This window comes from Nocardioides sp. LMS-CY (assembly GCF_018732145.1).
GTDB classification, from domain to species: domain Bacteria; phylum Actinomycetota; class Actinomycetes; order Propionibacteriales; family Nocardioidaceae; genus Nocardioides; species Nocardioides soli.
In genome coordinates, this window is sequence record NZ_CP076104.1 from 1,849,672 (window position 1) to 1,869,817 (window position 20,146).

Sequence of the window (20,146 nt, forward strand, 5' to 3'; positions counted from 1 at the left end):
CGGCCATGGAGACCCAGCGGATCACCACCCGTGTCGAGACCTCGGAGCCCCGGTTCGCGACGTACCCGCGCCCGGGGCGGCCCGACGCCCCGCACGTCCTGATGGTCGTCCTCGACGACGTCGGCTTCGCCCAGCTCGGCTGCTTCGGCTCGGGCATCGCCACGCCGAACATCGACCGGCTCGCGGCCCAGGGGCTGCGCTACCACCGCTTCCACGTCACCTCGGTCTGCAGCGCGACCCGGGCCGCCCTGCTCACCGGGCGCAACCACCACGCGGTCGGCATGGGCGTCACCCAGGAGGCCGCGCTCGGGTTCCCCGGGTACACCGGGCGGATCCCGCGCTCGGCCGCCGGTCTCGCGCGAGTGCTCAAGGACCACGGCTACAACACACTGGCGGTGGGCAAGTGGCACCTCGCCCCGAAGAACGAGTACTCCGCGGCCGGCCCGTTCGACCGCTGGCCGCTGGGGCAGGGCTTCGAGCGCTACTACGGCTTCCTCGGGGCCGAGACCAGCCAGTGGGCACCCGAGCTGGTGCGCGACAACACCCACGTCGAGCCGCCGTACACCCCGGAGGAGGGCTATCACCTCACCGAGGACCTGGTCGACCAGGCGATCCGGATGATCCAGGACCAGCAGCAGGCGGAGTCGCGCAAGCCGTTCTTCCTCTACTTCGCCCCGGGCGCCGCGCACGCCCCGCACCAGGTCACCGAGGAGTGGGTCGAGCCCTACCGGGGCGCGTTCGACGACGGCTGGGAGGCGTGGCGCCGGCGCACCTTCGAGCGGCAGGTCGCGGAGGGCATCGTGCCGAAAGGCACCGAGCTGCCCGAGCGGCCGCCGTGGATCCCCGACTGGGAGACGCTGCCCGACGACCAGCGGCGCCTCTTCGCCCGCTACATGGAGGTCTTCGCGGGCTTCGTCACCCACACCGACCACCACCTGGGGCGCCTCTTCGCCTCCCTCGAGGAGCGCGGGATCGCCGACGACACCATGGTGATGGTGCTCTCCGACAACGGCGCCAGCGCCGAGGGTGGGGTGACCGGCACGCTCAACGAGGCCGCCGGCTGGCTCGGGATGGGGGAGGACGTCGAGGAGTCGATCGCGCGGATCGACGACATCGGCGGCCAGGCGGCGTACAACCACTACCCGTTCGGCTGGGCCTGGGCCGGCAACACGCCGCTGCGGCTGTGGAAGCGGTACGCCTGGCTGGGCGGGGTGCGCACGCCGCTCGTGGTGCGCTGGGGTGACCGGCTGGTCGGGCGCGGCGGCGTACGCCCGCAGTTCTGCCACGCGGTCGACCTCTACGCCACGGTGCTCGACGCGGCCGGCATCGAGCCGCCCGAGGCGGTCGACGGGGTGACCCAGCAGCCGGTCGAGGGCCGGTCGCTGCTCCCGAGCTTCGCGGAACCGGAGGCCGCCGAGCACCGGCTCGTGCAGTACTTCGAGATGTTCGGCTCGCGCGGCATCTACGAGGACGGCTGGATGGCGGTCACCGACCATGTCGCCAACCAGTTCGACGAGCGTTCGCACCTCGTGGGCAGCACGGACTTCGACGCCGACCGGTGGTCGCTCTTCGACCTCGCCGAGGACTTCTCCGAGGCGCGCGACGTCGCGGCGGAGCATCCGGAGCGGGTGCGCCGGATGGAGGCGCTGTGGTGGGCCGAGGCCGGGCGCAACCAGGTGCTGCCGCTCTTCGAGTTCCCGGCGTCGATGGCGCACCTGCATCCCGGCGAGTTCCCGCCGCCCTCCGTCGGCACCTATGCGCCCGGCGGCGGACCGGTCCAGGAGTGCCAGCTGCCGGCGCTGCTGGACGGCTTCGAGCTCACGGCGTACGTCGACCTGCCGGCCGGCGGCGCGCACGGGATCATCACGGCGATCGGGGACCGGCACGGTGGCTGGGCGACGTACCTCCTCGACGGGCGGTTGACCGCGGCGGTCGCACTGCTCGACGGCACGACTCGGCTGGTGGCGCCCGATCCCGTGCCGGTCGGCGAGCACGTGCTCTCGGTGCGCTACGAGCCCGGGCGCGAGCCCCGGCTGGTGCTGGCCGTCGACGGGGCGGACGTCGCGCAGGCGCCGCTGCCCGGGCTGCTCTTCTTCCCGAACCTCGTCACCTCCGGGGCCGGCCTGCTGGTCGGCCGGGACCGCGGGATCGCGGTCACCTCGGACTACCGGCCGCCGTTCGCCTTCACCGGGACGCTGTCGCGGGTGGAGCTGCGCAGCGGCCGGCCCGGTGCGCGGCCGGACCGGAGCGCGCAGCGGCGGATGGCGGTCGCGGGTGACTGAGCCGGCGGGGCGTCGCGAGACCCACAAGGCCAGTACCCGGCGCGCGCTCGAGGACGCCGCACTGCGCCGCTTCGCGAGTGAGGGGTACGACGAGACGTCCGTCGACGCGATCGCCGCCGACGCGGGCGTCTCGAGCCGGACGTTCTTCCGCTACTTCGCCACCAAGGACGAGGTGCTCGACATGGGTCGCGAGGAGCGGCAGGCGCAGCTCCGGGCCCGGATCCGCGAGCTGGCCGGCGGCCCGCTGCGCCCCCTCGAGGTCGTACGCGAGGCCGTCGTCGAGCTCGCTCGCGGTTTCGAGTCCGACCGGGAGCGCGTGCAGCTGCGCCAGCGCGCCGCCGCCACCTCGCCGGTGCTCCGGGGCCGACTCTTCGACACCCTCGCGTCCTGGGAGTGGGCCGTCGCTCGCGAGCTCGGCGGTGACGCCTCCGCCCGCACCCTGGCCGCCGCCGGCCTCGCGGTCTTCCGCGCCTCGACGGCGATCTGGGTCGACGAGGGCGGGTCGCTGCCGGCGATCGTCGAGCGGGGCTTCGCCGCGCTGGCCTGACCGGACTTCACAGGCAGTGCTGGCACTTCTCGGCCGTTGCCCAGGCTCAGTCCTCCGGATCGTCCAACCGGGCCAGCCAGGTCGCGAACCGCTCCACGGCCGTCTCGAACTCCGGGTGCGTGTCGGTGAACTCCTGCAGCCGGTCCGCGAGCCAGGCCAGGGTGACCTCCTCGTCGCCCCGGCGCTTCTCGAGCTCCTCGATGCCGCGGTCGGTGAAGTACATCAGTCCTCCTCTGGTGGTTTCGAGGCTCGCTCCGCTCGCACCTCAACCACCGACACGGTGGTTGAGGTGCGAGGGCCGCCAGGCCCGAGCCTCGAAACCACTACCAGATCAGGCGAACGCGCGCGCGACCAGGTCCTTCTGCTCCTCGCCGTGCCGCTTGATCGTGCCGACGGCGGGCGAGGACGACTCGGGGCGGCAGACCACCTCGACCTGGGCGTCGACGTGCGGCCACACGTTGACGGCGTAGTGGGGCCACGCGCCCATGTTCAGCGGCTCGTCCTGGACCCAGCGCACGGTCCGCAGGTGCGGGTAGCGGGCGATCTCCTCGCGGATCTCGGCCTCCGGACGCGGGTAGAGCTGCTCGACCCGGGCGATCGCGAAGCGCTCGCCGTCCTCGCGCTTGGCCCGCTCGACCATCAGGTCCCAGGTGACCCGGCCCGAGCAGAGCAGCAGCGTGTCGACCTTCTCCTGGTCGGCGGACTCGTCACCGAGGAACGGGCGGAACGACCCACCGGTGAAGTCCTCCGGCCGGGCCGCGGCCTCCTTGCGCTTGAGCATCGACTTCGGCGTGAAGACGATCAGCGGCTTGTGCTCCTCGCCGAGCGAGTGCTGGCGCAGCAGGTGGAAGTACGACGCGGGGGTCGACGGCTGGGCCACCACGAACGCCTCGTCGGCGGCCATGGTCAGGAACCGCTCGATCCGCGCCGAGGAGTGGTCGGCGCCCTGGCCCTCGTAGCCGTGCGGCAGCAGCAGCACGACGCCGGACTGCTGGTTCCACTTGCTCTCGCCGGAGGTGATGAACTCGTCGATCACCGTCTGGGCGCCGTTGACGAAGTCGCCGAACTGCGCCTCCCACAGGACCAGCGCCTCGGGTCGGGCGACCGAGTAGCCGTACTCGAACCCGAGCGCGGCGTACTCGGAGAGCAGCGAGTCGTAGACGTAGAACTTGGCCTGGTCCTCGGTGAGGCTGGCCAGCGGCGTCCACTCGTCGGCGTTCTTCCGGTCGATGATCGTCGCGAACCGCGAGACGAACGTGCCGCGGCGCGAGTCCTGGCCGGCCAGGCGCACCGGGCGGCCCTCCATCAGCAGCGAGCCGAAGGCGAGGATCTCGCCGGTGCCCCAGTCGATCGGTCCGTCGGCGATCGCCGCCGCGCGGCGCTGCAGCTGCGGCATCACCTTCGGGTGCACGGTGAAGCCCTCGGGCGGGGTGACGTAGGCGTCGGCGATCCGCTTCATCACGTCGAGCGTGATCGCGGTGTTGGTCTCGCCGGTCGGCTTGTCCGGGTAGTCGGGGACCGTGGTCCACTCCGAGGGCTGGCTGGTCGCCTCGCGCACCTCGGTGAACACCCGCTCCAGCTGCTGCTGGTAGTCGCGGAGGACCTGCTCGGCCTCCTCGATCGTGATGTCGCCACGACCGATGAGGGACTCGGTGTAGAGCTTGCGCACCGAGCGCTTCTGCTCGATCAGGTCGTACATCAGCGGCTGGGTGTACGACGGATCGTCGCCCTCGTTGTGGCCGCGCCGGCGGTAGCAGACGAGGTCGATGACGACGTCCTTGTTGAACGCCTGGCGGTACTCGAAGGCCAGCCGCGCGGCCCGGATGCAGGCCTCGGGGTCGTCGCCGTTCACGTGGAAGATCGGCGCCTGGACCATGCGGGCCACGTCGGTGCAGTAGAGCGAGGAGCGCGACGAGCCCGGCGAGGTGGTGAAGCCGACCTGGTTGTTGACCACCACGTGGATGGTGCCGCCGGTGCGGTAGCCGCGCAGCTGGGAGAGGTTCAGCGTCTCCGCGACCACGCCCTGGCCCGCGAAGGCCGCGTCGCCGTGCACCAGAAGCGGCAGCACGGGGTACGCCGCGCCGCGGTCGAGCACGTCCTGCTTGGCCCGGGCGATGCCCTCCAGCACCGGGTCGACGGCCTCGAGGTGCGACGGGTTCGCCGCCACCGACACCTTGATCTGGGCACCGGTGCCGGCGGTGAACGCGCCCTCCGCGCCGAGGTGGTACTTCACGTCGCCCGAGCCCTGGACGGTGCGCGGGTCGATGTTGCCCTCGAACTCCCGGAAGATCTGGGAGTAGTTCTTGCCGACGATGTTGGCCAGCACGTTGAGGCGGCCGCGGTGGGCCATGCCCATCGTGACCTCGTCGAGGCCGGCCTCGGCGGCCGCCTCGCAGATCTCGTCGATGACCGGGATCGTGGTCTCGCCGCCCTCGAGCGAGAAGCGCTTCTGACCGACGAACTTGGTCTGCAGGAAGGTCTCGAACGCCTCGGCCTGGTTGAGCTTCAGCAGGATCCGCAGCTGCTCCTCGCGGGGCGGCTTGGTGTGCGGCTGCTCGACGCGCTCCTGGATCCAGCGGCGCTGCTCGGGATCCATGATGTGCATGTACTCGATGCCGGTGGTGCGGCAGTAGGAGTCGCGCAGGATGCCGAGGACGTCGCGCAGCTTCATGAACCGACGACCCTCGCCGCCGAAGGAGCCGGCCGCGAACTCGCGGTCGAGGTCCCACAGGGTCAGGCCGTGGGACTCGATCTCGAGGTCGGGGTGGGTCCGCTGGCGGTACTCCAGCGGGTCGGTGTCGGCCATCATGTGGCCGCGCACGCGGTAGGCGTGGATCAGCTCGAGGATGCGCGCCTGCTTCGAGATCTCGTCGTCGTGCGAGGTCGCGATGTCGGCGTTCCAGCGGATCGGCTGGTAGGGGATGCGCAGCGACCGGAAGATCTCGTCGTAGAAGTCGTCGGCGCCGAGCAGCAGCTCGTGGATCCGCTTGAGGAACTCGCCCGACTGCGCGCCCTGGATGACCCGGTGGTCGTACGTCGAGGTCAGCGTCATGACCTTGCTGATGCCGTTGCGGGCGATCGCGTCGGCCGACGCACCCTGCCACTCGGCGGGGTACTCCATCGCGCCGACGCCCAGGATCGTGCCCTGGCCCTTCATCAGGCGGGGCACGGAGTGGACCGTGCCGATGCCGCCCGGGTTGGTCAGCGAGATCGAGGTGCCCTGGAAGTCCTCGATGGTGAGCTTGTTGTCGCGGGTCTTGCGGACGATCTCCTCGTACGCCGTCCAGAACGCCGCGAAGTCCATCGTCTCGGCGGCCTTGATGCTCGGCACCAGCAGCTGGCGCGTGCCGTCGGACTTCTTCACGTCGATCGCGAGGCCGAGGTTGATGTGGGCCGGCGTGATCAGGTTGGGCTTGCCGTCGACCACGTCGTAGCCGGAGTTCATCTCCGGCATCGTCTTCAGCGCCTTGACCAGCGCGTAGCCGACCAGGTGGGTGAAGGAGACCTTGCCGCCGCGGGCGCGGGCGAGGTGGTTGTTGATGACGGTGCGGTTGTCCCACAGCAGCTTGACCGGCACCGAGCGCACCGAGGTCGCGGTCGGCACGGTGAGTGAGACGTCCATGTTCTGGACGGTGCGCGCCGGCGCGCCGCGGAGCACGGTGTACGTCGGCTCGTCCTTGGTCGGGGCCGGCGCCGCCGGGCGGGACTCCTTCGGCACCGGGTTGCTGGTGCCCTTGGCCGGCTCGGCGGCCTTGCTCTCCGGCCGCGGCCGGGCGATCGGAGCGGGGGTCGGCGTCGGGTCGGGCCGGTGCTCCTGCACCGGCTCCGCGGCGTGCTTCGCCACCGGCTGCTGGGCCGGCTGCTGGGCCGGTGCCGGCTCGGGCGCCCGAGCGGTGCCCGGCGACCCCGACTTGCTCCCCGGGGGGGCCTGGGTCGTACCGTTGGCACCTCCCGCGCCCTTGCCGTTGGACTGGAAGTACTTCTTCCAGGTCGGATCAACGCTGTCCGGGTCTCGTCGATATTGGTCGTACATCTCTTCGACGAGCCACTCGTTGGCGCCGAAGTCGGCGGTCGCGAGATCGGACTGACTACCAGGGGACTGCGGCACGGGTTGATTCGCCTCTTCCGGTACGTGCGCGGGGGAGTGTCAGACGTCAAGGCTAGACCCCCGGACCAGCAAATGCAGATCGCCCGGAAGGCGATTCGGCGTGGTGTGCCGGGAGCCACAGGTCGGCGTTGCAGACTTCGACCCGATCGGCACAGGAAACGGAGAGCTTCGGGGTATGAGCAAGAGAGTCCGACGCGGGTCCCGTGCGCTCGCCGCGACGGTGGGGACCGCCCTGGTGGCGACCCTCGTCCTGGGCGGATGCAGCGGTGGGGACGACGACCCCGGCGCCGGTCCGGACGACGGCGCGAGCGCCTCGACCGACCCGGGTGAGCCGCCCGCTGTCGAGACCCAGGTGTCCTTCGGGAAGGTCACCGGCACGCTCGGCCGACCGGCCCGCGACCGGCTGTCCACCGACGTCCGGTCGGTCGTCGACGGCTGGCTCGACGCGGCGTACGTCGAGGGCGACTACCCGCGCACCGACTTCGCCGACGCCTGGCCGGGCTTCACCCGCGGCGCCCGGGCCGAGGCGAAGCGCGACGCCGACCTGATGAGCAACCAGGACCTCGGGGCGGACATCGACGGCGTCGAGCCCGTCGGCCGGGCGCTGCGCATCGACGTCCTCGCCGTGAAGCGGAAGCCGGTCGGGGTGACCGCGCACGTGATCCTCAAGTTCGACACGACCGGGGGCACGCAGGAGCGGGTCAAGGTCGCCGGCCGGCTCTACCTCACCCGGGAGGGCGGGGGCTGGCAGGTCTTCGGCTACGACGTGACGAAGGGAGCGATCTGACATGCGGAAGCGGTTCCCGCGCCTGCTGCGCTGGGTCGCGGTCGGCGCCGTGCTGGGGGTCGCCGCCCTGGTGATCCCCGACTCGGCGGTCAAGAGCACCGAGATCGAGCTGGTGAAGGTCCAGCGCGCCGACGGCGTCGACCTCACCCCCGAGGTCGTCTGGATCCTGGCCGTGGGCTCCGACGCCCGGCCGGGCGAGGACATGACCCGCACCCGCGGCGATGCGCTCCAGCTGGTGGGCATGAACACCAGGACCGGCGCGGCCACCGCCATCGGCATCCCGCGCGACTCGTGGGTGCCGATCCCGGGCTACGGCTCCAGCCGGGTCAACGCCGCGCTCGCGTACGGCGGGCCGCAGCTGCTCGGCCGGACCGTGGGCGACCTCGTCGGCATCCAGCCCGACTACGTCTTCGTGACCCGGTTCCCCTACTTCGAGGACATGGTCAACGAGATCGGCGGCATCACGGTCCACAACCCGCGGCCCTTCTACGACGAGAACCTCAACCGCAAGGGCTTCAAGAGCGGCCAGGTGCACCTGAACGGGTACGGCGCGATGGCGTTCTCCCGGATCCGCAAGAGCCTGCCCGGTGGCGACTTCGACCGCTCGGCCAACCAGCAGCGGGTGCTGCGCGGCATCCAGGCCCGGGTGCGCGCCCGCGCCGCCGTGCCCGGCTTCATCGAGCGCGGCGTGCTCTCGGTGATGGCGCACATGCGCACCGACCTGTCCCCGGCCGAGCTGTTCCGGCTCGCGCAGGCGACGGCCCACGTGGTGCCGTCGAAGATCACCAGCTGCGTCGTCCAGGGCAGCATCGGCAACGTGGGCGGCGCCAGCGTGGTGCTCCCGTACGTCGACCAGGCCCGCCGCTACGGCAACGAGGCGCGCCAGGACGCCACGATCGAGCGGTGCTGAGCCTCGATCCACCGATTTCCGCCTGCTGCGCGACGCCGCAAATCGGTGGATCGAGGCTGAGCCGGGCCGCCGGCGCCTGGCTCCTCGCCTCCGTCGCCGGTGTCGCGCTGCTCGCGGGCTGCGCGGTGACGGAGGGCGCGACGTCGCCGGCGGGCCCGGCGTCCGTCGAGACGCTCTCGCCGACCGCGGCGACCCGGGCGCTGGACCGGCTCGAGGTCGGTCCGCGGTCGCCGGCCGGCCCGGCGTACGACCGGGCCGCCTTCGGCACGCCCTGGGCCGACACCGACGGCAACGGCTGCAACCAGCGCGACGACGTACTGCTGCGCGACGCCGTGCCCGGCACCGTGACGGTCGCTCAGCAGGGCCGCTGCGACCACGACGTGCTCGCCGGCTCGTGGCTCGATCCCTACACCGGCCGCAGGCTCACCTTCGACGACCTCAAGGCACCGGCGCAGGCGCAGGCGATCCAGATCGACCACGTCGTCCCGCTCGCCGAGGCGTGGCGCTCCGGTGCGTCGTCGTGGTCGGACGCCCGGCGTCGCGAGTACGCCAACGACCTCGCCGTGCTGCTGGCGGTCGACGGCCCGGCCAACGCCGCCAAGTCCGACGACGACCCCGCCGCCTGGCGGCCGCGGCGGGCCTACCAGTGCGAGTACGCCGTGCGCTGGGTCGCGGTGAAGTCGGCCTGGTCGCTCACCGCCGACCGCAGCGAGGTCGCCGCCCTCCGCGAGCTGCTCGGCGCCTGCTGAGCGACGCCGACGACCAACCGATCGCCAACGGCCGAGGGCCACGATCGACGTGACGCCCGTCACACCGATCCGGGAGGACCTCATGCACACACGCGGCGCGATCATCAAGGAAGCACCCGGCACCTACGAGGTCGTGGACCTCGAGGTCGACGACCCGAGACAGGATGAGATCCAGGTCCGGATGGTGGCCTCGGGGCTGTGCCACTCCGACGACCACGTCGCGACCGGCGACATCCCCGTCGGGATCTACCCGTTCGCCGGCGGCCACGAGGGCGCCGGGGTCGTGACCGCGGTCGGCCCCCACACGCCGGGCTGGCAGGAGGGCGACCACGTGGTGTTCTCGTTCCTGCCGTCGTGCGGCCGGTGCGCCTGGTGCTCGCGCGGGATGCAGAACCTCTGCGACCTCGGCGCCACCCTGCTCGTCGGCTCCCGGTGGGACGACCCGGAGAGCTTCCGCCTGTCCTACGACGGACAGCCGGTCGGCCAGATGTGCGGCATCTCGACCTTCTGCGAGGTGACCACGGTCGCCGTCGACTCCGCGGTGAAGGTGCCCGACGACGTCCCGCTGGACAAGGCGTGTCTGATCGGCTGCGGCGTCGGCACCGGGTGGGGCTCGGCGGTGAACTCGGCCGACGTCCGGCCCGGGGACGTCGTGGTGGTGATGGGCGTCGGCGGCATCGGCATCAACGCGGTGCAGGGCGCCGCGCACGCCGGGGCCTCGATGGTGATCGCCGTCGACCCGGTCGCGCTCAAGCGTGAGAAGTCGCTCGAGCTCGGCGCCACCCACGCGGTGGCCACGATGGAGGAGGCGACCGAGCTCGCCCAGTCGGCGACCAACGGACAGGGCGCCGACTCCGCGATCGTGACGGTCGGGGTCACCACCGGGGAGCACGTCGCCCAGGCGATGGCGGCGATCCGCAAGGCCGGCACGGTCGTGGTGACCGGCCTGGGCAACATCGCGGAGATCGGCGCGCCCATCTCGCTCGCCGACGTCACGCTCTTCCAGAAGCGCATCCAGGGCTCGCTCTTCGGCGCGTCCAACCCGAAGGCGGACATCCTCATGCTGCTGCGGCTCTACGCCGAGGGTCGGCTCAAGCTCGACGAACTGGTGACCCGCACCTACAAGCTCGACGAGGTCGCACTCGGGTACGAGGACATGCACGCCGGCCGGAACCTGCGCGGGGTGATCGTCTACTGAGCCGGGCGGGCGCCCCGCGCCGCCGCGGTGAGTGAGCAACCGGCTCGCGGCGGTCGTTGGTTGCTGGCTCACCGCCGGCCGGCGGAGGGCGGGCTGCCACTGTCGGCGTCCTGGTGGCACCGGGAGGTCACGACCGTGACCCGACGAGATGGGCGCCTCCGGCAGGATTCGAACCTGCGGCACCTGGTACCGGAAACCAGTGCTCTATCCCCTGAGCTACGGAGGCATCGCCCCGCCGTGACGGGACTGCGCAGAACCCTACAACCCACTCGCGAGGAGGGTGTAATCGGTCGGGCGGCCGGCCGCGCCGTCCCACGGCGGAAACCGGTGCGGGAGTGGGCCGGTCGCGCCGATACCCTTGCCCGGTGACTCCCGAGCAGCTCTCCACCGCGATCGTCGACGTTCTGACGACGCTGTCCACCGAGGGTGCGATCACCCTGCCGGACGGCGTCCCCACGACCGTGACGGTGGAGCGCCCGCGACAGAAGGGGCACGGCGACTACGCCACCAACGTCGCCCTGCAGCTCGGCAAGAAGGCGGGGCTAAACCCTCGGGCCTTCGCCGAGCTCGTCCAGCAGCGTCTGGAGCAGGTCGACGGCGTCGCCGCGGTCGAGATCGCCGGGCCGGGCTTCCTCAACATCACCGTCGCGGCGGACGCCCAGGGCGTCGTGGCGGCCCAGATCGTCGAGGCGGGCGCGGCGTACGGTGCCAACGACGCCTTCGCCGGTGAGAAGGTCAACCTGGAGTTCGTCTCGGCCAACCCGACCGGCCCGATCCACATCGGCGGCGTCCGCTGGGCGGCGGTCGGCGACGCGCTCGGCCGGATCTTCGAGATGTCGGGCGCCGCGGTCACCCGTGAGTACTACTTCAACGACCACGGCAGCCAGATCGACCGCTTCAGCAGCTCGCTGCTCGCGGCCGCTCGCCACGAGCCGGCCCCGGAGGACGGGTACGGCGGGCAGTACATCCACGACATCGCCGCCGCCGTCCTGACCGAGCGCCCCGACGCCCTGGAGGCCGAGGACCCCCAGGAGGCCTTCCGCGCCGTGGGCGTCGACATGATGTTCGGCGAGATCAAGAAGTCGCTGCACGACTTCGGCGTCGACTTCGACGTCTTCTTCCACGAGGACGAGCTGCACAAGTCCGGTGCGGTCGAGCGGGCCGTGGCGCGACTGCGCGAGCTCGGCAACATCTACGAGAAGGACGGGGCGACCTGGCTGGCCACCGAGAAGTTCGGTGACGACAAGGACCGGGTGGTCATCAAGTCCGACGGCCAGGGCGCGTACCTGTCCGGCGACCTCGCCTACTACCTCGACAAGCGCGAGCGCGGCTTCGACCGCTGCCTGATCATGCTGGGCGCCGACCACCACGGCTACGTAGCCCGGATGATGGCGATGTGCGCCGCGTTCGGCGACGAGCCCGGCGTCAACCTGGAGATCCTGATCGGGCAGATGGTCAACCTGCTGCGCGACGGCCAGCCGATGCGGATGTCGAAGCGTGCCGGGACCGTGGTGACCATCGACGACCTGGTGGGCGCCATCGGCGTCGACGCCGGCCGCTATGCGCTCGCCCGCTACTCCAGCGACGTCAACATCGACCTCGACCTGGAGCTGTGGGCCAGGGCGACCAACGACAACCCGGTCTACTACGTGCAGTACGCGCACGCACGCACCTGCCGGATGGTGGAGAACGCCGCCGACCTCGGCATGGAGCTCGCCGGCGCCGTGGCGTCCTTCGACCCCGCACTGCTCTCCCACGAGCGGGAGGGCGATCTGCTGCGCGCCCTGGCGGAGTTCCCGCGGGTCGTCACGGCGGCCGCCGAGCTGCGTGCGCCGCACCGGGTCGCGCGGTACCTCGAGGATCTCGCGGCGGTGTTCAACAAGTGGTACGACACCCGCGAGTGCCGGATGCTGCCGCAGGGGGACGAGCCGGTCGCGCCGATCAACCAGGCGAGGCTCGTGCTGACGGTGGCGGCCCAGACCGTGCTCGCCAACGGCCTCGGCCTGCTCGGCGTCAGTGCACCCGAGCGGATGTAGAGGGCGGATCTAGATGACCCACGAGGCAGGCTGGGCGCACGCGCCCGGAGCGCTCCGCGGTCCTTCGTGGCTGCGCGAGCCCGGTGACGTCAACGACCTGGTCCCGCACCTGTGGTCGCAGACCGCCCACAAGGTCGACGGCGAGCTCCACGTCGGCGGACTCGCGGTGCCCGACCTGGTCGCGAACGTGAACACCCCGGCGTACGTCCTCGACGAAGCGGACTTCCGGGCCCGGGCCCGGGCCTTCCGCGACGCGTTCGCGGCGTACGACGTCTTCTACGCCGGCAAGGCGTTCCTCTGCACCGCGGTGGCCCGCTGGATCCAGGAGGAGGGGCTCTGCCTCGACGTCTGCTCAGCGGGGGAGCTGACCGTGGCGCTGCGAGCCGGGGTCGATCCGGCCCGGATCGGCTACCACGGCAACAACAAGACGCTCAGCGAGCTGCGCCGCGCGGTCGCCGCCGGCATCGGGCGGATCGTCGTCGACTCCTTCGACGAGATCGAGCGGCTGGAGTCGATCACCGGTGACGGTGCGACCGCCCGGGTGATGATCCGGGTCACCGCCGGCGTCGAGGCGCACACCCACGAGTACATCGCCACCGCCCATGAGGACCAGAAGTTCGGCCTGTCGATCACCAACGGTCAGGCGTTCGAGGCGGTACGCCGTGTGCTCGCCGCCCCGGGCATCGAGCTGCTCGGCCTGCACTCCCACATCGGCAGCCAGATCTTCGACTCGGCCGGCTTCGAGGTCGCGGCCCGCCGGGTGCTCGCCCTGCAGGCCCGGGTCAGCGACGAGCTCGGCGTGACGCTGCCCGAGATGGACCTGGGCGGCGGCTTCGGCATCGCCTACACCACGCAGGACGACCCGGCCGACCCGGCGCAGCTGGCGACCGAGATGAGCAAGATCGTCGAGCACGAGTGCCGGGCGCTCGGCATCCCCGAACCGCGGCTCTCGATCGAGCCGGGCCGGGCGATCGTCGGCCCCGCGATGTGCACGGTCTACACCGTGGGCACGGTCAAGCCGGTCCAGCTCGACGGCGGCGCCGTGCGCACCTACGTCAGCGTCGACGGCGGGATGAGCGACAACATCCGCACCGCCCTCTACGACGCCGACTACTCCTGCACGCTGGCCTCGCGCGCCTCCGACGCCCCTCCGGTGCTGGCCCGGGTCGTCGGGAAGCACTGCGAGGCCGGCGACATCGTGGTCAAGGACGAGTTCCTGCCCGGTGACGTGCGCCCCGGCGACCTGCTCGCCGTGCCCGGCACCGGTGCGTACTGCCGTTCGATGGCCTCCAACTACAACCACGCCCTGCGGCCGCCGGTGGTCGCGGTGCGGGACGGGGTCGCGCGCGTCGTCGTACGCCGCGAGACTGAGGACGACCTGTTGGCAACGGACATGGGTGATTTGTAATGGAGAGCGACAAGCCTGCTGTGCCCGATCGACTGCGGGTGGCAGTGCTGGGCTGCGGCTCGGTGGGCTCCCAGGTGGTGCGCCTGCTCGACGAGCAGGCCGATGACCTGGCGGCCCGCGTCGGAGCACCGGTGGAGCTGGCCGGCGTCGCCGTACGCCGGCTCGAGGCGCCCCGCGAGGTCGAGGTGCCCGACGGCCTGCTGACCACCGACGCCACGGCGTTGGTCACGCGCGACGACGTCGACCTGGTCATCGAGGTGATCGGTGGCATCGAGCCCGCGCGCTCGTTGATCCTCGCGGCGCTCGAGAGCGGCAAGTCCGTGGTGACCGCCAACAAGGCGCTGCTCGCCGAGGACGGCCCGACGCTCTTCGAGGCCGCCGAGAAGGTCGGCCGCGACCTCTACTACGAGGCCGCGGTCGCCGGCGCGATCCCGATTCTGCGTCCGCTGCGCGAGTCGCTCGCCGGCGACAGGGTGACCCGGGTGCTCGGCATCGTCAACGGCACCACGAACTTCATCCTCGACCGGATGGACACCTCCGGCGCCGGCTTCACCGAGGCGCTCGAGGAGGCCCAGGAGCTGGGGTACGCCGAGGCGGACCCCACGGCGGACGTCGAGGGCTTCGACGCCGCGGCCAAGGCCGCGATCCTGGCGTCGCTGGCCTTCCACTCGCGGGTCACCGCCAACGACGTGCACCGCGAGGGCATCTCCGACGTCACCGCCGCCGACGTCGCCTCCGCGCGCGACATGAACAGCGTCGTGAAGCTGCTCGCCATCTGCGAGCTGAGGGACGGGGTGGGTGGGGACGACGCGGTCTCCGTGCGCGTCCACCCGGCGATGATCCCCCGGTCGCACCCGCTCGCCTCGGTCCGCGAGGCCTACAACGCGGTGTTCGTGGAGTCCGAGGCGGCCGGCCAGCTGATGTTCTACGGCCCCGGCGCCGGTGGCGCGCCGACGGCGTCGGCGGTGCTCGGCGACCTGGTCACGGTCGCCCGCAACCGGCTCGCCGACACCCGCGGCGCCGGCGAGTCGGCGTACGCCGACCGGGCGGTGCTGCCGATGGGGGAGACCGTCACCCGCTACCACGTCGCGATCGACGTCGACGACCGGGCGGGCGTGCTCGCGTCGGTCGCGACCGCGTTCGCCGAGCACGGCGTCTCGATCCAGACCGTGCGCCAGGAGGGCCGCGGTGCCGACGCGCAGCTCGTCGTCGTCTCGCACGAGTCGACCGACGCGCAGCTGGCGGCGACCGTCGAGACGCTGCGCGGGATGCCGGCGGTCCGTGAGGTCACCTCGGTGATGCGCGTCGAGGGAGTCGCGGAGTGAGCATCCAGCGGACCCACCAGTGGCGTGGCGTCATCGAGGAGTACCGACCGCTGCTCCAGATCCCCGAGGGCACGGTCGCGATCACGCTCCGCGAGGGTGGCACACCGATGGTCCACTCCGAGTGGCTGTCCGGGCTGACCGGCGCCGAGGTGTGGCTCAAGGTCGAGGGCGACAACCCCACCGGCTCCTTCAAGGACCGTGGCATGACCGCCGCGATCTCCGTCGCCAAGCACGACGGCGCCCAGGCGGTCGTCTGCGCCTCCACCGGCAACACCTCCGCCTCGATGGCGGCGTACGCCGCGAAGGCCGGCCTCAAGCCGCTCGTGCTCGTGCCCGAGGGCAAGATCGCGGCCGGCAAGATGGCGCAGGCGATCCTGCACGGCGCCCAGGTGATCATGGTGCGCGGCAACTTCGACGACTGCCTGGCGATGGCCAAGGGACTGTCGTGGGACTACCCGGTGGCGCTGGTCAACTCCGTCAACCCGGTCCGGCTCGAGGGCCAGAAGACCGCGGCGTTCGAGATCGTCGACTTCCTCGGCGACGCCCCCGACTACCACCTGCTGCCGGTCGGCAACGCCGGCAACATCTCGGCGTACTGGCTCGGCTACACGCAGTACGCCGACGCGGGCGCCGCCACGAAGACCCCGGTGATGCGCGGTTTCCAGGCCGCCGGTGCGGCACCGCTGGTCACCGGTGCGCCGTTCCCCGACCCGGAGACCCGGGCCACGGCGATCCGGATCGGCAACCCTGCGTCGTGGAAGCTGGCCGAGGCCGCCCGCGACGAGTCCGGCGGCTCCTTCGCGGCGGTCACCGACGACCAGATCCTGGCCGCGCAGCGCGAGCTCGCGGCGCGCGACGGGGTGTTCGTCGAGCCGGCCTCGGCGGCCGGCGTCGCCGGGCTGCTCCAGGAGCTCGCCGGCGGGGCGTCGTACCGCGGCAGCACCGTGGCGATCACGGTCACCGGGCACGGGCTCAAGGACACCGCGACCGCCCTGGAGGGCTTCGCGGAGAGCGGCCACAGCATCGTCGACACCGTGGTCGACGCCGACGTCACGGCGGCGGCGGAGGCCGCCGGTCTGGCCTGACGGCCGGGTGCACAGGTGGCGACCTTCGTCGACGGCCCGGTGCGGGTCACGGTCCCCGCGACGTCGGCCAACCTCGGTCCCGGCTTCGACTCGCTCGGGCTCGCGCTCTCGCTGCGCGACGAGCTGACCGCCGAGGTGATCGGGTCGGGACTCGAGGTCGAGGTGACCGGCGCGGGTGCCGAGGACGTGCCCCGCGACGAGTCGCACCTGGTCGTGCGCGCGATGCGCGCCGCCTTCGACCTGATGGGGGCGCAGCCGCCGGGGCTCCGGCTGACCTGCGCGAACGTGATCCCCCACGCGCGCGGCCTCGGCTCCTCGTCGGCGGCCATCGTGGCCGGCGTGACGCTGGCCCGCGGGCTCGTCGCGGGCGGCTCGCTGCTCGCGGACGACCAGGCGCTCTTCCGGTTGGCCGCGCGGATGGAGGGCCACCCCGACAACGTCGCGCCGGCGTTCTTCGGCGGCTTCACGATCTCCGGGTGTGACGAGGACCATGAGTTCTTCGCGGTCTCCGCGGCGGTCGACCCGCGGGTGCAGGCGGTGGCCTTCGTGCCGCCGTCGTCGGTCTCGACCGAGGTGGCCCGCGGACTGCTGCCCGCCGAGGTGCCGCACGCCGACGCGGCGGCGGCCGCCGGCCGCGCCGCCCTGTTGGTCGCCGCGCTCGCCGGGCAGCCCGAGCAGCTGCTGCGGGCGACCCGGGACTACCTGCACCAGCAGTACCGTCGCCCGGCGATGCCGGACTCGCTCGACCTCGTCGACCTGCTCCGGGCCGACGGTGTCGCAGCCCTGGTCTCCGGGGCGGGACCGACGGTGCTGGCGTTCACCGACGCGGCCGGGGCGGAGGCGCTGCGGGCGCGATGCCCGCGAGGCTGGGTCGGCCACCTGCTGGACATCGAGACGACCGGCGCCCGCCTTACCTGAACGTGCGGCCCGACCCGGTGGTATCTTGGGACCGCGCCGGATCACTCGGCGTGGCACCGCCGGTCCAGCAGCCGGCATCGTGCACCCTCTTCCTCGTTCGCGGCGCTCTGCCGCTCTCATGCCCGCCCGCCTCGTGAACCCACGCCGCGACGGGTGAGGAACCAATGACCAGAAGCCGCCGGCCCGAGGCCGGCTCGGCAGTGATACGTGGGAAGGACCTCACGTGACGGAGACCATCGAAGCCACCACCGGCGCATCAGACGAGCAGCCGGGAAGCAAGCCGGCGAGGAAGCGCGGTGCCGGGCTCAACTCCATGCTCATCGCGGACCTGAAGTCGATGGCCGCGGGGCTGGGGATCTCGGGCTCGGGCTCGATGAAGAAGGCCCAGCTGGTCGAGGCCATCAAGGCCCACCAGAGCGGCGGCGGTCAGCCGCGCCAGGACCAGCCGCAGGACCAGCCCCGGCGGGAGCAGGAGAAGCCGGAGCGCCCGCGGCAGGAGAAGCGGGAGCCGGAGCGCCCCCAGCACGACCCGCAGCAGGACCAGCAGCAGGACCGGCAGCAGGACAAGCAGCAGGACAAGCAGCAGGACAAGCCCGAGCGCTCGCGGGAGAAGTCCGCGGACCAGGCGGGCCAGTCGGGCCAGCCGCGGCAAGAGCGGCAGGCCCGGCGCGAGCGCGGTGCGGACCAGCAGCGGGACCAGCAGCGGGACCAGCAGCGAGAGAAGCAGCAGGACGCCAAGCAGGACAAGCAGCAGGACGGCAAGCAGCAGAGCCGGCAGGATCGCCAGCAGCAGGACCGTCAGCAGCAGGACCGCCAACAGCAGGACCGCCAACAGCAGGACCGCCAGGCCCAGCCGTCCCAGGACCGGCACCAGCAGCACGGCGACGGTGACGACGGCGACGACGACGGTAGCGGCCGCCGCAACCGGCGCCGCCGCGGTCGCGACCGGAACCGCACTGTCGGTGGCCGCAACGAGCCGGACACCACGATCCTCGAGGACGACGTCCTGGTCCCGGCGGCCGGCATCCTCGACGTGCTCGACAACTACGCGTTCGTGCGCACCAGCGGCTACCTCGCGGGTGCCGACGACGTGTACGTGTCGCTCTCGATCGTGCGCAAGTTCGGGCTGCGCCGCGGCGACGCGATCGTCGGCCAGGTGCGCCAGCCCCGGGAGGGTGAGCGCCGGGAGAAGTTCAACCCGATGGTCCGCATCGACGCCGTCAACGGTGCCGACCCCGAGGCGGCGAAGCACCGGGTGGAGTTCGCCAAGCTGACCCCGCTCTACCCCTCCGAGCGGCTGCGCCTGGAGACCGGGCCCGAGAACATGATCGGCCGGGTCATCGACATCGCGGCCCCGATCGGCAAGGGGCAGCGCGGCCTGATCGTGTCCCCGGCGAAGGCCGGCAAGACGATGATCCTGCAGTCGATCGCGAAGTCGATCACGACCAACAACCCGGAGTGCCACCTGATGGTGGTGCTGGTCGACGAGCGCCCCGAGGAGGTCACCGACTTCGAGCGCTCGGTCAAGGGCGAGGTGATCTCCTCGACGTTCGACCGGCCGCCGAGCGACCACACGACCGTGGCGGAGCTCGCGATCGAGCGGGCCAAGCGGCTCGTCGAGCTCGGCCACGACGTCGTGGTGCTGCTCGACGGCATCACTCGCCTCGGCCGGGCCTACAACCTCGCCGCGCCGGCGAGCGGCCGGATCCTCTCCGGCGGCGTCGACTCCGCTGCGCTCTACCCGCCGAAGAAGTTCTTCGGTGCGGCCCGCAACATCGAGGACGGCGGCTCGCTGACCATCCTCGCGACCGCGCTCATCGAGAGCGGCTCGAAGATGGACGAGGTGATCTTCGAGGAGTTCAAGGGCACCGGCAACATGGAGATCCGGCTGCGTCGCGACTTCGCCGACAAGCGGCTCTTCCCGGCGATCGACGCGGTCCAGTCCGGCACCCGCCGCGAGGAGCTCCTGATGAGCAAGGAGGAGCTCGCGATCGTCTGGAAGCTGCGCCGCGTGCTCAGCTCCCTCGATGGCCAGCAGGCCCTCGAGCTGCTGCTGGAGCGGCTGAAGAAGTCGCAGACCAACATCGAGTTCCTGATGCAGGTCCAGACGACCACCCCGACCGTGTCCGGTCGGGAGGAGTGACCGGTCCGGCGACGACCCGAGCGGCGTGGGAACGGCGCCGCTCGGGCTAGGGTGACAGCGCACAGCAGAACGGAAGGGGACCCGCGTGGCTCGGATCCTGGTCGCGGACGACGACGTCGACATCCGCGAGCTCGTCGAGTTCAAGCTCTCGACCCTCGGGCATGACGTGGTCGCGGTGGCCGACGGCGGGGCGGCGCTCGACGCCTGTCGTGCCGAGCGACCCGACCTCGCGGTGCTCGACGTGATGATGCCGGGAGTGTCCGGGCTGGACGCGATCCGGGAGATCCGGGCGGACGCGGCGCTGGCCGACCTGCCGGTGATCCTGCTGACGGCCCGCGCCCAGGAGTCGGACGTCGAGACCGGCTTCGACTCCGGCGCCGACGACTACATCACCAAGCCGTTCAGCCCCCGCGAGCTGGCCTCCCGGGTCCAGGCGCTGCTGAGCCGCTCCGGCTGACCGCGAAGGCCGACCGGGCGCGTCGACAGATGGTCGTCCGGCGTTCGTCCGCCGGTTGCCGCTAGCGGTCGTCACTGGAAGTTCCTCGGGGGTGGCCCGTGCTCGGGGTGCGTGCATCGCAAGGCGCCGGAGCGCGGCTCTACTTGTTCGTCCAGCAAGCGACGGCAACGCAGCGAGGTGCGTGCCCGGGGTG

The 20,146-nt window shown here is 71.8% G+C and carries 15 protein-coding genes and 1 tRNA gene; 13 read left to right on the forward strand and 3 right to left on the reverse strand.

The genetic code is table 11. From position 1 onward, the window contains the following. The first annotated feature begins 5 nt into the window (after positions 1-5). Both KM427_RS08915 and KM427_RS08920 read left to right on the forward strand, forming a co-directional pair. Positions 6-2,282 (forward strand): arylsulfatase, encoded by a 2,277-nt coding sequence (locus KM427_RS08915; protein WP_215526977.1) that lies wholly within the window; start codon positions 6-8, stop codon positions 2,280-2,282. Next, positions 2,275-2,829 carry a TetR family transcriptional regulator gene (locus tag KM427_RS08920; RefSeq protein ID WP_215526978.1) on the forward strand — a complete coding sequence of 185 codons (555 nt, stop codon included), beginning with the start codon at positions 2,275-2,277 and terminating at the stop codon, positions 2,827-2,829. The genes KM427_RS08915 and KM427_RS08920 overlap by 8 nt, the downstream gene beginning before the upstream one ends. 46 nt (positions 2,830-2,875) lie before the next feature. On the opposite strand, the gene KM427_RS08925 is transcribed toward KM427_RS08920, so the two are convergent. Both KM427_RS08925 and KM427_RS08930 read right to left on the reverse strand, forming a co-directional pair. Beyond that, on the reverse strand, positions 2,876-3,052 hold the full coding sequence (locus KM427_RS08925) for a DUF6104 family protein (RefSeq protein ID WP_011755196.1): 177 nt from the start codon (positions 3,050-3,052) through the stop codon (positions 2,876-2,878). Between the two features lie 108 nt (positions 3,053-3,160). Beyond that, the gene (locus tag KM427_RS08930; RefSeq protein WP_215526979.1) at positions 3,161-6,937 is read right to left on the reverse strand and encodes a multifunctional oxoglutarate decarboxylase/oxoglutarate dehydrogenase thiamine pyrophosphate-binding subunit/dihydrolipoyllysine-residue succinyltransferase subunit; all 3,777 of its coding nucleotides are present in this window, start codon (positions 6,935-6,937) and stop codon (positions 3,161-3,163) included. A 175-nt stretch (positions 6,938-7,112) separates the two neighbouring features. Here KM427_RS08930 and KM427_RS08935 point away from each other — a divergent pair, with 175 nt between their 5' ends. The 4 genes from KM427_RS08935 to KM427_RS08950 all read left to right on the forward strand — a co-directional run bounded on the left by KM427_RS08935 (position 7,113) and on the right by KM427_RS08950 (position 10,581). Further along, positions 7,113-7,724, forward strand: a complete 612-nt coding sequence (locus KM427_RS08935) for a hypothetical protein (RefSeq protein ID WP_183590756.1) — start codon at positions 7,113-7,115, stop codon at positions 7,722-7,724. 1 nt (position 7,725) lies between these two features. Next, entirely contained in the window at positions 7,726-8,634 is a 909-nt protein-coding gene (locus KM427_RS08940; RefSeq protein ID WP_215526980.1) for an LCP family protein, read from the forward strand. Next, the gene (locus KM427_RS08945) at positions 8,628-9,383 is read left to right on the forward strand and encodes an HNH endonuclease family protein (RefSeq protein WP_215526981.1); all 756 of its coding nucleotides are present in this window, start codon (positions 8,628-8,630) and stop codon (positions 9,381-9,383) included. Before KM427_RS08940 ends, KM427_RS08945 begins: the two co-directional genes overlap by 7 nt. 82 nt (positions 9,384-9,465) lie before the next feature. Continuing rightward, positions 9,466-10,581 carry an NDMA-dependent alcohol dehydrogenase gene (locus KM427_RS08950; RefSeq protein WP_215526982.1) on the forward strand — a complete coding sequence of 372 codons (1,116 nt, stop codon included), beginning with the start codon at positions 9,466-9,468 and terminating at the stop codon, positions 10,579-10,581. A gap of 153 nt (positions 10,582-10,734) precedes the next feature. On the opposite strand, the gene KM427_RS08955 is transcribed toward KM427_RS08950, so the two are convergent. Then, a tRNA-Arg gene (locus tag KM427_RS08955) sits at positions 10,735-10,807 on the reverse strand. Positions 10,808-10,946: 139 nt separating this feature from the next. Between KM427_RS08955 and argS the strand changes: the two genes are divergently transcribed. The 7 genes from argS (at position 10,947) to KM427_RS08990 (ending at position 19,953) form a co-directional block, all read left to right on the forward strand. Beyond that, entirely contained in the window at positions 10,947-12,617 is a 1,671-nt protein-coding gene (gene argS, locus KM427_RS08960; protein WP_215526983.1) for an arginine--tRNA ligase, read from the forward strand. 13 nt (positions 12,618-12,630) lie between these two features. Then, positions 12,631-14,025: a diaminopimelate decarboxylase gene (lysA, locus tag KM427_RS08965; RefSeq protein WP_183590751.1), complete on the forward strand. Its 1,395-nt coding sequence runs from the start codon at positions 12,631-12,633 to the stop codon at positions 14,023-14,025. Further along, complete coding sequence (locus KM427_RS08970) at positions 14,025-15,350, forward strand: homoserine dehydrogenase (protein WP_183590750.1); 1,326 nt, start codon at positions 14,025-14,027, stop codon at positions 15,348-15,350. The genes lysA and KM427_RS08970 overlap by 1 nt, the downstream gene beginning before the upstream one ends. After that, on the forward strand, positions 15,347-16,435 hold the full coding sequence (gene thrC / locus KM427_RS08975; protein WP_215526984.1) for a threonine synthase: 1,089 nt from the start codon (positions 15,347-15,349) through the stop codon (positions 16,433-16,435). Before KM427_RS08970 ends, thrC begins: the two co-directional genes overlap by 4 nt. Before the next feature lie 15 nt (positions 16,436-16,450). Then, positions 16,451-17,353 (forward strand): homoserine kinase, encoded by a 903-nt coding sequence (thrB, locus tag KM427_RS08980; RefSeq protein ID WP_215526985.1) that lies wholly within the window; start codon positions 16,451-16,453, stop codon positions 17,351-17,353. 223 nt (positions 17,354-17,576) lie between these two features. After that, entirely contained in the window at positions 17,577-19,496 is a 1,920-nt protein-coding gene (gene rho / locus KM427_RS08985; protein ID WP_252275209.1) for a transcription termination factor Rho, read from the forward strand. Positions 19,497-19,581: 85 nt separating this feature from the next. Beyond that, positions 19,582-19,953, forward strand: coding sequence for a response regulator transcription factor (locus tag KM427_RS08990; RefSeq protein ID WP_183590747.1), 372 nt, complete (start codon positions 19,582-19,584; stop codon positions 19,951-19,953). The last annotated feature ends 193 nt before the right edge of the window (positions 19,954-20,146 follow it).